This is a genomic window from Sulfobacillus thermosulfidooxidans (assembly GCF_001280565.1).
Taxonomy (GTDB): Bacteria; Bacillota; Sulfobacillia; order Sulfobacillales; family Sulfobacillaceae; genus Sulfobacillus; species Sulfobacillus thermosulfidooxidans_A.
Genome location: NZ_LGRO01000001.1, coordinates 2,694,778 through 2,709,802 on the forward strand (window position 1 = coordinate 2,694,778; position 15,025 = coordinate 2,709,802).

At 48.2% G+C, this 15,025-nt stretch carries 11 protein-coding genes; 8 read left to right on the forward strand and 3 right to left on the reverse strand.

Features of this window, described 5'->3' with window-relative positions:
* Positions 1 to 269 precede the first annotated feature (269 nt).
* Both AOA63_RS13125 and AOA63_RS13130 read left to right on the forward strand, forming a co-directional pair.
* On the forward strand, positions 270 to 1,508 hold the full coding sequence (locus tag AOA63_RS13125) for a glycosyltransferase family 4 protein (protein ID WP_053960126.1): 1,239 nt from the start codon (positions 270 to 272) through the stop codon (positions 1,506 to 1,508).
* A complete protein-coding gene (locus AOA63_RS13130) occupies positions 1,505 to 2,581 on the forward strand; it encodes a glycosyltransferase (RefSeq protein WP_053960127.1) in 1,077 nt (358 codons plus the stop codon). Before AOA63_RS13125 ends, AOA63_RS13130 begins: the two co-directional genes overlap by 4 nt.
* Here the strand turns inward: AOA63_RS13130 and AOA63_RS19990 are convergent.
* Together AOA63_RS19990 and AOA63_RS13140 are read right to left on the reverse strand one after the other, a co-directional pair.
* Positions 2,558 to 3,220 (reverse strand): hypothetical protein, encoded by a 663-nt coding sequence (locus AOA63_RS19990; RefSeq protein WP_197648395.1) that lies wholly within the window; start codon positions 3,218 to 3,220, stop codon positions 2,558 to 2,560. The genes AOA63_RS13130 and AOA63_RS19990 overlap by 24 nt on opposite strands.
* Before the next feature lie 82 nt (positions 3,221 to 3,302).
* Positions 3,303 to 6,599 carry a glycosyl hydrolase family 18 protein gene (locus AOA63_RS13140; protein WP_053960129.1) on the reverse strand — a complete coding sequence of 1,099 codons (3,297 nt, stop codon included), beginning with the start codon at positions 6,597 to 6,599 and terminating at the stop codon, positions 3,303 to 3,305.
* Positions 6,600 to 7,054: 455 nt separating this feature from the next.
* Here AOA63_RS13140 and AOA63_RS13145 point away from each other — a divergent pair, with 455 nt between their 5' ends.
* The 6 genes from AOA63_RS13145 (at position 7,055) to AOA63_RS13170 (ending at position 13,903) form a co-directional block, all read left to right on the forward strand.
* Positions 7,055 to 7,993 (forward strand): glycosyltransferase family 4 protein, encoded by a 939-nt coding sequence (locus tag AOA63_RS13145; RefSeq protein ID WP_053960130.1) that lies wholly within the window; start codon positions 7,055 to 7,057, stop codon positions 7,991 to 7,993.
* A gap of 23 nt (positions 7,994 to 8,016) precedes the next feature.
* Positions 8,017 to 9,477, forward strand: a complete 1,461-nt coding sequence (locus tag AOA63_RS13150; protein WP_053960131.1) for an O-antigen ligase family protein — start codon at positions 8,017 to 8,019, stop codon at positions 9,475 to 9,477.
* Positions 9,477 to 10,583: a glycosyltransferase gene (locus AOA63_RS13155; RefSeq protein ID WP_053960132.1), complete on the forward strand. Its 1,107-nt coding sequence runs from the start codon at positions 9,477 to 9,479 to the stop codon at positions 10,581 to 10,583. The genes AOA63_RS13150 and AOA63_RS13155 overlap by 1 nt, the downstream gene beginning before the upstream one ends.
* A 106-nt stretch (positions 10,584 to 10,689) precedes the next feature.
* Positions 10,690 to 11,793 carry a glycosyltransferase family 4 protein gene (locus AOA63_RS13160; RefSeq protein ID WP_053960133.1) on the forward strand — a complete coding sequence of 368 codons (1,104 nt, stop codon included), beginning with the start codon at positions 10,690 to 10,692 and terminating at the stop codon, positions 11,791 to 11,793.
* A 53-nt stretch (positions 11,794 to 11,846) separates the two neighbouring features.
* Entirely contained in the window at positions 11,847 to 12,773 is a 927-nt protein-coding gene (locus AOA63_RS13165; protein WP_053960134.1) for an NAD-dependent epimerase/dehydratase family protein, read from the forward strand.
* On the forward strand, positions 12,773 to 13,903 hold the full coding sequence (locus AOA63_RS13170) for a glycosyltransferase (RefSeq protein ID WP_053960135.1): 1,131 nt from the start codon (positions 12,773 to 12,775) through the stop codon (positions 13,901 to 13,903). The genes AOA63_RS13165 and AOA63_RS13170 overlap by 1 nt, the downstream gene beginning before the upstream one ends.
* Here the strand turns inward: AOA63_RS13170 and AOA63_RS13175 are convergent.
* Positions 13,892 to 15,025, reverse strand: coding sequence for a geranylgeranyl reductase family protein (locus tag AOA63_RS13175; RefSeq protein ID WP_053960136.1), 1,134 nt, complete (start codon positions 15,023 to 15,025; stop codon positions 13,892 to 13,894). The genes AOA63_RS13170 and AOA63_RS13175 overlap by 12 nt on opposite strands.

Genomic DNA, 15,025 nt, shown 5'->3' on the forward strand with positions numbered 1-15,025 from the left:
CTAAAACCCCAAGAGACCGGATTTATGGCTTCTTGGGGTTTTGTGTGATGATTCATCAGCGGTTTTTCCCAGCAGGCTCTATGGATTCTCGTGTAAGATAAAAGACATGGGGCGAGCGAGACATTTCTCACCCAATTTTAAATTTGCTATGCTGTAATACGGTGTGATGATGTGAAAAGAGTATGTCAAAAATTATCACAGCGTTTATTAATTCATCTCATAATAGCGGATACAAGGTATAAGAATTTAGGGGAGAGATTACCGAGCTCATGGATTTCAAACCGCTCCGTTTTATCTTTTTGACCCAATATTATCCACCAGAACCTGGGGCTGCATCATTGCGGTTAGAAGCTATGGCTCAGGAACTGACCCGAAGAGGACATTCGGTGGTGGTGGTGACGGCATTGCCTCATCATCTGGGCACCGGGGCAAAACGCCAACCGTTTATGGTGCGCGAAACGATTCGCGGCATTGAGGTTGTTCGTATGTGGATTTGGCGTATTTCACCCACCAAAAGATTTTGGTGGCGTCTGCTCAATTATTTTTCGTTTGTGGTAACAAGTTTTTGGGGACTCCGCCAATTTTCGCCCCCGGATTATTTACTGGTAGAATCCCCTCCGTTATTTTTGGGAATTACAGCACGTTTGTATTCCAAGTTCTATCATGTGCCTTATATCTTATCGATCTCCGATCTCTGGCCAGAATCGGCTGTTGCTTTGGGCCTGGTTAAAAATCCTTGGTTAATCCGGGTAACAAAGGGGTTAGAACTGTCGTTGTATCGCCATGCCCATTATGTTTCTACGGTTACCCTGGGCATTCGACAGGCGGTGATTGATACTCAGACTATCGAGCCAAGCCGCGTGCTATTTTTTCCCAATGGCGTAGACTTGGATCAGTTTCCTCAATTGCCTGCTCAAGAGTCGTTGCGGCGAAAATTTGGTGGACCGGAGACGAAAATTTTTCTTTATCCGGGCACTTTAGGTTATGCGCAAGGGTTGGACGTTATCATTGATGCCGCAGTACATCTTAAAAACGAACCGGATATTGTTTTTGTCCTGGTCGGGGAAGGACCCGTAAAACAACATTTGCTTCAGCGAGTGCAAACGGAAGGCCTGACTAATGTTTTTTTCGAGGCATTGCAACCAGTTGAAAAAATGCCGGAATATTTTGCAATTTCAAGAGCGGTTGTGGTGCCGTTGCGCAAGCACCCGCTATTTCTTGGTGCCCGTCCTTCTAAAGTGTTTCCGGCCTGGTCCGCTAAAATTCCGATTATCTATGTCGGAGAAGGGGAAATGGCGGAACTGGTTCGCAAATCAGCAGGAGGGATGGTGGTGCCGCCTGAAGATGGCGAGGGTTTAGCCAATGCGGTAATGCACTTAGCGCATATGGAGGAGGAGTCGTGGAAACAAATGGGACAACGGGGCTGGCAATTTGTTCATGACCACTATACCTGGCAACATATTGCTGATGAATGGTTAAAGGGGATTCAACCCCGTCCGGGCCTATGACCAAACCCCGTCTTCTACTCATCGGCCATTACCCCTTAGATACGCTTGACCGTGCCCCCAAAGTGCGTATTATGCATATGGCTGAATCACTCGCGAAAATCAGTACTCTGACCATTATCGCCGGCACGCGTCAAGAGCGAGCGATATGGTTTGATGAGGCATTGAAACGCGGAGTCTTGGACGCGATTGATGCGGTTTATGTGGAAAGTGCCAGTTCCTTCGCAACGCCAGCTGATATAAGATTTCTTTGGGCAGTCAAACGCAAAGCGATCCCGCTGGCCATTTACGTTCGGGATTACTACCAACGTTTTCCCAAATTATATCCACCCAAAAATTATCGTGAACGCGTGATGAAATGGCTTTATGTGCTCACGCTTTTCGCATACCGCTATCTTGCCGATATCATTTATGTGCCCTCAAGAGCACTCGGTCAGTTGGTCGGAGGAAAAGAGATTCGTCTTCTTCCTCCTGGTGGGGTTTTATATCCTGTGCCGCCCTTAATAAAACCGAGCCAACAACCCGAACCATGGATTTTGTATGTGGGCGCAGGCGGTCCTTATGATGGAGTTGATTTATTAATCAAAGCCGTGCACAAACTTCATCAATCGATGCCGGATGTGCATCTGGCATTGGTGATGCGACGTGCGGAATGGCCTAAATTATCCCCAGTTTCTTATATCACACTGGTTGAAGCTCACGGTCAGGGTCTCGAATATTGGTATGCTCGTGCCTCCGTGGCTGTCATTCCCCGGCGCGATACGGCCTATACCCGCTTGGCATGGCCCGTTAAATTGATGGATTATCTGTCGCATGGGCTTGGCGTAATAGTGACCGATCAATCCGAAGCAGCACGGTTTGTGGAACGCTATCAGGTCGGCCAAATGAGCCAGCCTGATAGCGAATCTTTAGCTAAGACCCTAGAAAGCTGCTTGCGTTCACCCCAGTTGCTGGATCTCTATGCTCACAATGCGCGCCGGGTTATTGAACAAGAACATAGTTGGGATCACCGGGCGCAAACATTAGTGGCAGATTTGCTGGCTAAGAAATCCTTAGGAACTAAACGTGGCCTGTGAGCTGGTCGGGTCAGTGGTGCCATTAAACACCAGTTCATAGGATGACCGGGCCGGGACAAGAACGGTGATGTCTCCTGTCAAAGGTCTATCTGGCAGTATTTGGGTTACGTCGGCGCTAGGACTTTTTGGTGTAGGAGGATAAGGGAATAAGGAGTTATTTTCATTTAAACCCTTTAAGGAAAAATCATTCCAGCTATAAGATCTGTTGCCAGCTAGCACACTGACGTCATTTAAGGCAAGACCAATTATCCCTGAGGTAGGATTTTCCACCTTAAGGGTAAGCAAATCAACTTGTAACGATTGCCCATTAATTGTGGTGGTCCCCTCATTTGTGGCGTGTTCAACCACAATGTGAAGCTCCTGGTACGATCCGGCTCCCGGCGGCGGAGGCGGGGTTACCGATTGTTCTTGGCTTGGTGTGGTGGATGAGGGACTTGATGATGAAGATAGAGAACTTGGCGCCACACTGGGTGAGGGGCTCAAAGAGGGCGAGGGGGACGATGTTGGCACTGCCGAGGAATGGGTTTGAACTGTGTGATGGGTGGTGGATGCGCTGTGAAAGCCGCATCCCGCCAAAATCATCATCAGAGGTAGAGGCACTGCTAACAACCGGTAAGAGCGTTTCGACACACGTATCATAGCAAGACACCTTTCTGTAACGATGCTGAGTAGGCTAATAGCTGAATCTTTTCACGCATTCGATCATAGCACGAATGTCGAATTATGGCTGGCCATGAAATACCGGAGTTAATTGGGCCATATCTGTCCAATATCCGGTCGTTTCAAACGGCAAGCGCCATGCAGCAATGCCGCCCAAATGATTGGCTAATGCCAATTCGATCCGGTCTTTAATGGACCTAGATGTTTCGGACCAATAAATATTTTGGCCAATATTCCACTGATTAATGACTTGCTGCAAGGCTTGGGCTGTTGCTGCGTCATAGACTCCGGGCGTTTGGGTGTTTACCGAAAAATCCTGTTGAAAAGCCTCGAGGGCACTTTGAGTGGCCGAGCCAAAATACCCATCGGTCCATAGCCAGGGCCTTGGGGTTTGACCGTTTTGGAGGGCGTACTGCAGCAACACAATATTTAACAGATTTTGTAAGTTTGCAACTTCGGGGGAATAGGCATTCCCATTTTGGATAGACAGCCCAGGGGATGGTGCTTGGGCCAAAGGACCCGCCGTAAATACGATCTCTTTTTCCACGGGATCCCATAATGGAGTGATATTTTGTTGTTGTAATAAGCTTTGGATGGCGCGGTAACTCACGGCTCCTTGTCCCACCACACCGTTATTGGTGACGGTCCATTCGTGTCCATAAGGAGCCACTCCCAAAATAATTTGACTGGGATTGACGCCCTGTGCTAGGGCGTTTTGTACTAGTTGGCTGACCCAAGGATATCCCGCGGTAGGTCCTGGCCACGTGCTCGAGTTATGCTCGGGATAAGCCATCATATTTATGAAATTGACATAGGGAGCTATGGCCTGATAGTTGTAGATGGTGTCCGGATAACTTGATGGATAAACAGCGACCATCAGTAGTTTATTGTCTTGATGCAGGGCAGTCCCGAGTTGCTGAATAAAATTCGTATATTGCTGTGACGCCTGTTGTAAGCTAAGACCGCCATCCCCGTTGTTTTCAAAATCGATGGTGATTCCATCGAAATTATATTGATTGACCAGGTTGACAATTTGCTGGACAAGTGATGACACATCTTGTGGTGTGGAGATGGGACCATTACCAGGACTGTAATAGTTGCCAATAGAGGGTAACACCATGACCCCTTCTTGATGGGCTTGTTGGGTCACATATTGGACGTTGTTTAGTCCGTTGATCAACGGGGCTGCGTAAGAGCCTTGGGTGGACCAACTGGTAATATTCCAATTACCACTGGCGTCTTGAGACAAATTAAACCAGGCAGGATTAATCACCGACAATTCGTTGCCATGTTGAAGAAGATCTTCAAATGACGAATTGTTGACACCATTAGGGAAATTGTCCACAAAAAAGCCATAACCCATTGAGAGAAACCCGTTAAATTGCTGTAACGGTGTGGGAGCCGTGGAACTCGTGGCTGTGATAGGCGATTCGATCACGCTTACCACATTGGACGGGATGGACAAAGACGGCCCGTCTCCAAAACTATAGGCTTGGCCTTGGCTGGTAATAATATCGTAGCCTTGTTGGTCAAAACTGGGAAGGAGTTCTTCCGCACCCGTGGCATTTGGGGATGGTTCGCCATAAATTTTGGCGTCCCCGAATGCCGTGACGGTACCGTTAGACTGTAAGATCCAATATCCTTGCCCGTCTAATGTTGGCACGATTTGCACCGCGGGGGAAGGCGGTGGACTAGACGGACTAGATGGATCAGGGGATTGCGACGATATTCCTGGTATTGTGGTGCTTTCTAAATCGCTGCCCATTTTAAGTCCGGCAATGACTTGGGATGATGGAACGGTCACGACATTTTGAAAACTGTAACCTAAATTATACAAAACGGTAGGATTGGGAATGTGCCGCAATACGCCGTTTTGGTCGAGATAGACGGGACTTTGACCTTGAACTTGTAATAGAGTTCCTGTGGGGAAAGCCCGGGAAGGTGTCGTCAAAGTCGGTCCTATAGGCAAGTTGGGCAGCGAGGGGACTTTGAGGACTTGATTCCATTGATACCCCATTTCTAAAAATACATTCGCATTGGCAATATGTTGAAGAACCCCATTATTAACCATATAGATTTGGGGCGTGCCTTGTTGTTGTATTAAAGTTCCCGATGGATAATACGTCACGGGAGTATTCAATGTCGGACCCATAGGCCAGTTAGCCCCTAATTGGCTAACGCTTACAATAGGCTGTCCAATCAGACCCATTTGCACAAATGTTGACCAGTTGCCAATATGATGCAAAACGCCCTGCATCACCAAATAAATAGCATGATGCCCCGTCACTTGAAGCAATGTGCCCGACGGATAAGGCGTTACGAGAGGGTTGCCAATATTCATACCTGTCAATGAGGGCACGACCTGAATCTGATTCCACTGGTAACCCATGGAAAGAAACATGGCCGCACTAGGTATATGATGCAGGGTGCCGTTTTCGACTACCCAGACAGGAGCCGTGCCTTGTTGTTGAACAAGTGTTCCATTGGGATAGGATGCTGTTGAATTGGTGGTGGCATTGCTTGTCGAGGTGGCTGATGTACTCAGAGAGCCATAATTTTTCGCATCCCCGAATGCTTCGACTTGTCCATTTTGACTGACAATCCAATAACCTTGGCCATCTGGTGTGGTGGCAATACTTGAGACATTTGAATTCGTGGCATTGCCATAACTCGTAGCATTGCCCAGAGCATAGACAGTGCCGTTTTGGGTTAATACATAAGCGCCTTGACCTGACGGGGTCACTGCCATGGACAGAGCTCGGGCACTACCGGATGGTAAGGACGGGAACGATGTAGCATCACCAAACGCGTAAATATGACCATCCTGCGTTAAAATCCAATATCCACGGTAGTCTGGAGTTGGAACAAGTTGGATGGCTGGTGATGAGGTGGAGGCATTAATGGTGGTCAAATCCCCATAAAACGGGACATTGCCATTCACCGTAACCTGTCCATTAGAAGACAAAGCATAAGAACCACGGCTGATGCCTAAAAAGGTTATGCTATTGGAGGTAAGACCTTGCGATGTGGTGACGGTAATGGGACCAGGATCTGCCGTTTGCGGAATGGAAACGGTAATTGCGGTATTGGACCACGATAAAATGGGCGCATATTGCCCGTCAATCGTTACCGTGGCCGCAGTGGTGCCAAATCCTTGCCCATTGATGGTCAAATCATTTTGACTTTGGGATAATACATACCCACTGATATTGACCGGGCTTTGCGCAAATGCACCAGACATGGCGATTTGACTTAAAATCAGTGCGGATGAAATGAGGGCCATTTTTGGCCCGGCAGTTCGGGAAAGAGATTTGCGAAACAAAGATCGGCGATGGCGCCTGACCCGCGTTTGTCTCATACGTGGAAATCCTCCTAGGATGTGCTCAACAGGCTGTGCCTAAAACCGACAACTTTTAACAATAACATCTACTGTATACGGCACACTTCGCGAAATATCCTCCTTTGGTCCGGAATTTATTTCCGTATTGTGTGGGCTAATGGATCAGAGATTTTCAGAGTGTTGGAAGACAGCGACCAAAATGTCCACAAAGATTTAAATGCTTGGGCGGTTTTTAAGACAATTGCTTGGTCTTGTCGTATGATAAAGAACGGTTTAGATACAAGGACCGGTAAGACGGTATAGAAGGAGGGAATGGTCTGCGGATTATAGTCGATGCCCTGCTTTATCAACCCCAGTCAGCAGGTATTGGGCGTTACATCGGATCTTTATTAGCTGCGTATATAAGCCAATATAACGCGATAGATTACCTTGACGTGTTGGTTTTGCCAGGGCAGAAGATTCCCGGTGTAGAGATGATCTATCCTCCGGACTCTTTGGATAGCAGTCGTAAAAGGATTTGGTATGAACAGTGGCGATTACCTCTGTGGCTATCTACACGCTCCTATGACGTGGTACATTTTCCCGACTATCAATTGCCTGTCTTGCGTCCACTCAAGCATACGGTCATCACCGTCCATGATCTTGTGGCATTTAAATATCCCCAGATGTTTCCGTGGGCGCAGTCTGTGGTGAAGAGAGAATTGATGAAACAGTCGGTGAAAATTGCCGACCATATCATTGTCCCGAGTGAGGCCACGGCGGGGGATCTGCAAGAAATTTTACATGTGCCCCGGGAAAAAATCTCGGTGATCGCGCATGGTGTAACGTGCCAAATCCGCAAAAACCTGGACAATGTGCGCGACCGCCCCTATTTCTTGGCGGTGGGAACCATCGAACCCCGAAAAAATTTTGAAGGGGTGATTCATGCCTTTGCCGAATTTGTTCATGCCAATCATTTGCAAGGGCAGGTCGATTTAGTTATTGCTGGAAAAAAGGGATGGTTGTATGCCCCTGTGTTAGAGGCTCCCAAAAAATGGAACATTGAAGAGTCCGTCTCTTTGTTAGAATACGTTTCAGATGAGACATTACAAGCGCTGTATCAACATAGCATAGCGCTGGTCTATCCAAGCTTTTATGAGGGATTTGGTTTGCCTATATTAGAAGCGATGGCTCAGGGGACACCGGTGATTTCTTCGAATCAGGGAGCGTTAGCAGAAGTGTGCGGCGACGCCGCACTCATTGTTGATCCCAAAAATATTGACGAGCTCGCGCAATATATGCTGGATTTATGGGAAAAGCCGACATTACGGGAAGCGTTAAGGCAAAAAGGGCAAAAGCGGGCACAGTCTTATACCTGGGTTCAGGCAGCACAAAAGACCCGTGAGGTTTACCAGCACGTGGCCCAATTATAAATTGCCAGGCGGGAGGATGTTTTATGCGAGCCGAAGTAACCAAAATCCGGGAACAAATTTTTGCTAAAACGATGTGGGCTCCATTGATTATTGTTGCATTGGGTGCCGTCATCGCTATTCGTTGGGGAATGTTGGGAGCCATTATCTTTTTTGCGGGATACATTTGGTTGGCCACATTATCTTTGCCTCTTGCCGCCTTGCTTTATATTCTGGCGGCTCCCTTTCCCATCGGCATGATTGTACACCATCATAAATTTTATGTCGCCGATTTTATGGCCATTGTGCTGGCAATCAAATTGTTCATGGCGAATGTCCATAAAGGATTCAACGGTCTTGTGGACACGTTTTTACCGAAAGCTTTTCGCTTACCCCTTCTCTTTCTTTTGTTTCTGTCCGTGTTATCGTTAGGGGAAAGCCTCAGTCGTTTTGGCACCGTCATTAAAATTCTTGAGTATGTTGAGTTCTTTGTCGTTATGGTCGCCGTGTTTCGGAATGCGGGAACCGACGAAAGAATCTGGAACGGATATTTTACCGCGCTCTTTGTGGCGGTGAGTGCGGTGACGGTATATGGACTGTATCAATTTTTGTTTCAGCTGGGACCGGTTTATAACATTGTGGATGGCCATCACGTGAGAGCGACCGGATTTTTTGGACAGCCCAATGTATTTGGGGCGTTTAACGATGAAACTTTTCCCTTGGCAGTGGCTTTATTGACTTTAGGACCTCGCTATCTCAAGAAGGGATGGCTGGTGGTTGCTACGGTCCTCACAGCTTTAGGAGCTGTCCTGTCCTATTCCCGGGGGTCATGGGTGGCCGATGCGGCAGCTGTCTTTTTCATGTTGGTGTTGGTAGCCGTGACAAAACCCAAACAGATGAAAACGTTCGCCGCATACGGGATTGGCATTCCCATCATCATGTTTATTACGGTATTTTTCTTGGGAAAGACCGATTTAAGTCATACGGCTTTATTCATCGGAGCCCATAAAAATACCATCGAACGGCTCAAAACCACTGTTACCGCGCTTTTAAATCCCCAAGGGCATTTTGATACGGACCAACGGCTATTAATTTGGAAATCAGCCCTACAAGCGATTCGGCAGCATCCCCTCTTAGGCGTGGGGTTAGGGAACTTTCATTTGTTTATCCAACAACATCCTCCCAAAGGACTTGCCGCCGTTCCTCCGATGGCGCATGACCTATATCTGGAATGGGGAGCGGATTTAGGCGTGGGCGGAATCATCGCGGCACTATGGTTTGAATGGTCATGGATTAGTAAGGCCGTGCGAATGATCCGGCAAAAGGCAATGGGTCTGAGTGCATATGGATATGCGGCCTTGATGGGATCTTTTGGCACCGCTGTGGCCTTTATTGTGCATAATTGGGTCGATTTTTTAATTGATCAAGGAGTGATTGTCCCGTTATTAATCGCCTTAGCTTTTATTGCCGCACAATATGACCGTTATCGAAATGGGTCGGTTTCCTAATGCGGGTCGCTTTAGTTCATGACTGGCTCGTGACCATGGGAGGGGCAGAGCGGGTCTTAGAGGCTTTAGCCCAGATGTATCCTGATGCTCCCATTTACACAGGGGTAGTGGATTTTGATCATTTATCGCCGGGATTGCGGCAAAAACACATTATTCCCTCCCTGGTACAAAGATTGCCCCGGGCTAAGAGATGGTATAATCGTTATTTGCCATTTCTGCTTTATGGATTCGAGCAATTCGATCTATCGCAATATGATTTGGTGATTTCATCGTCGGCGGCCGTGGCTAAAGGAGTGATTACTCCGGTAGATACGGTGCATGTGGCCTATGTGCACACGCCTATGCGTTATGCCTGGGATTTGTATCATGATTACCGCAATCGGGAAGCCAAGGGAATCACAAAACGGCTGATGGGTCCTGTCTTTCATTATGTGAGAATGTGGGACAGGCTAGCCGCTGATCGGCCTGATGTGTTGGTAGCCAATTCCCATTTGGTGCAACGCCGAATTCTAAAGCATTATCACCGGCACGCGCAAATTGTGTATCCGCCGGTGGCAATTGATCGCTTTGAGGTAAAAAAGCCGGGGTCCTATTACCTGGTCTTATCCCGTTTAGTTGCCTATAAGCGGATTGATTTAGCTATTGAAGCGGCCAATCAGATGGGAATTCCCTTAGTCGTGGCGGGGGATGGGCCAGAACGGGTTCATTTAAAACACATGGCGGGAAACACTATTAAATTCACTGGCGCTGTCAGCGATGACGTGGCCAAGCAACTGGTCGAAAATGCTAAAGCTTTAATTTTTCCGGGGGAAGAGGATTTTGGAATTGTGCCCATAGAGATGCAGGCAGCCGGTCACCCCGTTATTGCCTTTGGGCGAGGCGGCGTGTTAGATACCGTTATCGATGGGGAAACCGGCGTGTTTTTTCATAGCCAGGATGTACAGCACCTTATCCAGGCCATTCGAACAGCGGAAAATATGGCATGGGACGCCCAGAAGATTCGCCGTCACAGTGAAAAATTTCGGCCAGAACGGTTTCGTGAAGCCATGTCTTTGGTTATCGATGAGGCGTTGTCTCATCATGAACCGAGTCCTAAATCTCAATGACACAGAGCGAAATAGAGGGTCTATATCACCTGACTTACTGATGCGGTATGATAACATTAGACATTTTTAGACAGAAACACTATTAGAGGGGATAACTCCAACCTTCATGAAGATTGCTATGGATATTTCGATTATGGAAGAGTGCCGAACGGGTACCGAGGAATATACAGAAGGTCTGGTATGGGGACTGAATCGGGTCGGAACCCAAGTCTTAGGAGTCGGACGTCAAGGTCAGGCTTTATTGCCCGATCAAACTTGTTTGGGCTTATCTCCTCGGCATAAACGGTCTTTGTGGCATAAATGGTGGTGGGAGAATGTTGGCATTTTATCCAGCCCCAAAGATGTATCCTTGGTGCATATTCCTTATATGATGCATCCACCCAGGCCCTTAGCCGTCCCGACAGTGGTCACCGTGCATGATTTGATCCCTTACCGTCTTCAAGCCTATCATGGTCGCCTGCGGGAACGATTGTATTTCGGTCAGATTCGGAAATATCTTCCTTTGGCCAGTCAAATCGTTGCGATATCTCAAGCCACGTACCGCGATATTGCAGATTTTTTTCCCGGCTGGATTGCAAAGGTCACGGTAATCCCCAATGGCGTGCATCCCGATTATTTTCGCCCGGTTGCGGTAGAACAAATGGAACAACTGACCAGCACCTATGGGCTGGTTAAGCGTCCGCGTCTTTTATACGTGGGAGGCTATGATCCGAGAAAAAATGTTCAGACATTGCTTGAAGCCTGCCAAAAAGTTTTTGCACGCTTGAAGGACGGGGAATTGGTCTTAGTGGGGGCGTTAAATCATGAAGGGACGACGAGGCTTGTGAAGGAACTCGGTATGGAAGATCGGGTGATTCTAACACCCTATTTGACTCGCCGTAATGTGGTAGCCCTCTACCAAGCGGCGGATTTGTTTGTTTATCCCTCAATGTATGAAGGCTTTGGCCTGCCCCCGGCGCAAGCTCTGGCCATGGGAATTCCCGTTATTGCCGGTGATATTTCGGCTGTGTCCGAGGTGGTAGGCGATTCCGGGTTATTAGTGCCCCCCAAGGAGGTTGATGCCTGGGTGGACACCATTATGAAAGTCATTCAAACACCCGCCCTGGCGCAAAAAATGGCGGCACGGGGACGGGCCCGTGCGGAAGATTTTAGCTGGGAAAATATTGCTCGACAATATCAAAAACTTTATCATCGCTTAGCCCGGGAATAGCCCTAGGGGCATCAGGAGGTTACCAACAAACTGGGAATCGAGGTAAATGGACAATGCATTTATTAATCACAGGCGGTGCAGGATTTATTGGATCCCATCTGTGTGAAAAGGCGCTCGACTACGGCCACCGCGTTACGGTTGTCGATAATCTGAGTCAAGGTCTGAGGGAAAATATTCCTCAAGCGGCAGGGTTTGTTTATGGTGACATTTTACAACCAGAAGTGTGGCTAGATAAAATTGGGCCCGTGGACGTCGTCATCCATTTGGCTGCACAAATTAGCGTTCCGGCATCCGAAATTGATCCGCTAACCGATTTGCGTCTCAATTTGGAGGGTACTCTCCGAATGTTGATGGCAGCCAAGGCCTTAGGCGCGACTCAGTTCCGGACAGCATCCTCAGCCGCTGTCTATGGTGATGTGCTGCATTTGCCCCTTCAAGAGGACGGCCCGGTCCATCCGATTTCGTTTTATGGATGGTCGAAATATACGGCGGAGCAATATGTGTTTCATTTTGCTGAGATGCATGGACTCGATGCCGTCGTATTTCGTTTAGCCAATGTTTATGGGCCAAGACAACGTACCCAGGGCGAAGGGGGCGTGGTAGCGGTTTTTTGTGAAGGCATGGCCCAAAACCGTGTGCTGGAAATTCACGGGGATGGACAGCAAACCAGGGATTTTATCTATGTGGGAGATGTGGCACGAGCTTTTTTGCACCGCTTAGAGAATCCCGGGCCCAAAACGGTTTATAACGTGAGTACCGAGACACGCACGTCCGTGTATGATCTGTTTCTGGCACTGGCCAAAATAGCAGGAAAACCGCAAGATGGTTATCATTTGGCGCCTATGAGGCTTGGGGATATCCATGATAGCGTGTTGTCTCAAGAAAAGGCGAGAGCTTGGGGATTTGTTCCTAAGACTTCGTTAGAGGAAGGCTTAGAGCAAACATGGCAATATTTCCTCAACCGGGAGCTTAAGCCCTAATGCGCGTATTATGGGTTCTTTCCTCATTGGAAGGAACAGAAGGAACGATGACTGCGGCTATCGTGGCGTCGGCTCTTTTGCATCACGGATTTGCCCTTGATGTTTTGCCATTAAATCCTTTACCACCACAATCGGTGCCCTATCCTTTCCCAGACAATGTGGAAATCCTTGATTGCCCTTATGTTAACCGCTTGAGTGGAGTTGCGCCATTGACAGGGTTAAAAGGATTGAAAGGATATAAAGGATTGTTTCGCCGGCTTTATAGCTATTATGACCGGGTCATATTGGATCAAAACCTGGATTTCGAGCTGAAGGCCATTATGGCAAGTGGAAAACATCATGTTGATGCTCGTACTACCCTAATTGCCCACCGCTCATTATCAGAATTAATGGCGACACGGGGTGATCAAGCTCTTCCGATCAAGCAATTAATGCAAAGGTGGTATCCCCAAATCTCCCGCGTTATCACTCTATCAAGTCACATCGGGGAGGAGTTAAGGCAACAGTTTGCTGTGCCGTCGTCGCACATTATCCACTTGTCATTACCTCTATCGGCCATCGAAACTACAACGAATTCGTTTCTATGGCCAGGAGGATTTGCCCCCAAAGCTCCCGTTGTGGGGATATTTGGTTGGCTGAATGTGTTTAAAGGGGTTGAGGGCCTTTTGATGATAGCGAAAACGCTTTATGACCAAGGCCTGTTTTTTCATATGGTGGTTCTCGGAGATGGGCCATCTAGGCGGAGCCTGGAACAATTGGCGCAATCGTTGTCCTTAGACTGCCTTTTTCCAAAGTGGCCATCCGATGTCTTGGCGTGGTTTCGCGCCTGTGACATTATCGTGGCTCCTCAATATTTAGATGGCAGTGGGATCGATGTTCAGCTGGCCATGTTTGCTGGCGTTCCGGTTTTGGGATATGAGGGTCCTTCGGCCGTGAGCGAGCTTATATCGGCCCATAAGATGGGAGAATTAGTGGAAATGGGAAATCCCATGGCGATGGCAGACAAACTCGCAGCGTGGCTCAGCCAGCCCCAAATACGCGAGCGTTATCGATTCCCCCACAATGAGGTTACAGACCAGCTGTTTGGTTTGCCTATGCAAACAAAGTGGATGGATGCGTTAACGCGTTAAGGGGCGAAGATGAAGTTTAGCGAGCAGGGTGGCTTGGGTTTTTGCCAGCAGTTGATCATAGCTTGACTCGCCTTGAGTCAGAGCTAGATACTCTTCGAGTAATTCTGTATGATGTAAAAACCACTCGGTCCAGAACCCGGCGAGAGGATAAAAAAGATGGGACATTTTGATGGCAGGGCGTAAGTGCGTCCAGAAATCGTCACGGATGCGGGCATTGTAACTTTCGGTGCCCGTATTATGTTGATAGGCGATATTAATGGTCTCACTGGCGATATGCGCACTATAGAGCGCGGAAAAAATACCTTCCGCAGAAAAACTATCCATGAGTCCTGCGGCATCGCCGACCAGAACGGCGTGGCCAGTGGCCAAAGAACTAAAATGGATACGGTAAGGCAAAGGATGAGCCAATATCGTATCCAAGGCTGAACTGGGAAAAGACGCCATGACATACTCTTGCAATAACCTTTTCAGCGAGGGAAGTTTGCTGGCTTTGAAGGATCCCACGCCAATATTGGCTATAGATCCATGAGGAATAATCCATGCATAGCCCCATGGATAGCGCGATACGTCAATTTCTACCAAGTCTTTATGATGATCGAGCAAAGAGCTGGGAAAGGGAATTTCCGTTTCCACGGCGGCCCCATTATGGGGCCGGGCCAATCCTAAATATTTGGCCGTGACACCTTTGGCACCATCGGCCCCGATGAGATAGCGGCTGTAATAATAATGATTAGGCGTTTTTACGATGTACTGTTCTCCATCAAAGGCTAAGGCCGTTACAGGGGTGTTAAACATGACTTGGGCTCCGGCTTTTTGTGCCTCTTGGACGAGCCAGTGATCAAACTGGGACCGGTCCACAGTATAACAAAACGGCTTGGGGGTTGTGAGCGTGCGCGATCCTTTTTTGCCTCGAAAAGTCCAGGATGTGGGGGAAGATAACACCTGGTTCATAAATTGGTCGGGAAGTAATGGCACTGCCCGAGAGGTTATGGCTCCTCCGCAGGGTTTTTTGCGGGGAAATGTTGCCTGTTCTAACACCAACACGTGCTTACCACTTTGAGCAAGGAGCCTGGCTGCAGTAGAACCCGCGGGACCGGCTCCAATAATAATGATGTCCTCCAT

What these genes read in the sequence shown, in the direction of transcription:
- AOA63_RS13125 (WP_053960126.1), top strand. Translation starts at nt 270, where the DNA reads ATGGATTTCAAACCGCTCCGTTTTATCTTTTTGACCCAATATTATCCA.
- AOA63_RS13130 (WP_053960127.1), top strand. Translation starts at nt 1,505, where the DNA reads ATGACCAAACCCCGTCTTCTACTCATCGGCCATTACCCCTTAGATACG.
- AOA63_RS19990 (WP_197648395.1), bottom strand. Translation starts at nt 3,220, where the DNA reads ATGATACGTGTGTCGAAACGCTCTTACCGGTTGTTAGCAGTGCCTCTA.
- AOA63_RS13140 (WP_053960129.1), bottom strand. Translation starts at nt 6,599, where the DNA reads ATGAGACAAACGCGGGTCAGGCGCCATCGCCGATCTTTGTTTCGCAAA.
- AOA63_RS13145 (WP_053960130.1), top strand. Translation starts at nt 7,055, where the DNA reads ATGATCTATCCTCCGGACTCTTTGGATAGCAGTCGTAAAAGGATTTGG.
- AOA63_RS13150 (WP_053960131.1), top strand. Translation starts at nt 8,017, where the DNA reads ATGCGAGCCGAAGTAACCAAAATCCGGGAACAAATTTTTGCTAAAACG.
- AOA63_RS13155 (WP_053960132.1), top strand. Translation starts at nt 9,477, where the DNA reads ATGCGGGTCGCTTTAGTTCATGACTGGCTCGTGACCATGGGAGGGGCA.
- AOA63_RS13160 (WP_053960133.1), top strand. Translation starts at nt 10,690, where the DNA reads ATGAAGATTGCTATGGATATTTCGATTATGGAAGAGTGCCGAACGGGT.
- AOA63_RS13165 (WP_053960134.1), top strand. Translation starts at nt 11,847, where the DNA reads ATGCATTTATTAATCACAGGCGGTGCAGGATTTATTGGATCCCATCTG.
- AOA63_RS13170 (WP_053960135.1), top strand. Translation starts at nt 12,773, where the DNA reads ATGCGCGTATTATGGGTTCTTTCCTCATTGGAAGGAACAGAAGGAACG.
- AOA63_RS13175 (WP_053960136.1), bottom strand. Translation starts at nt 15,025, where the DNA reads ATGGAGGACATCATTATTATTGGAGCCGGTCCCGCGGGTTCTACTGCA.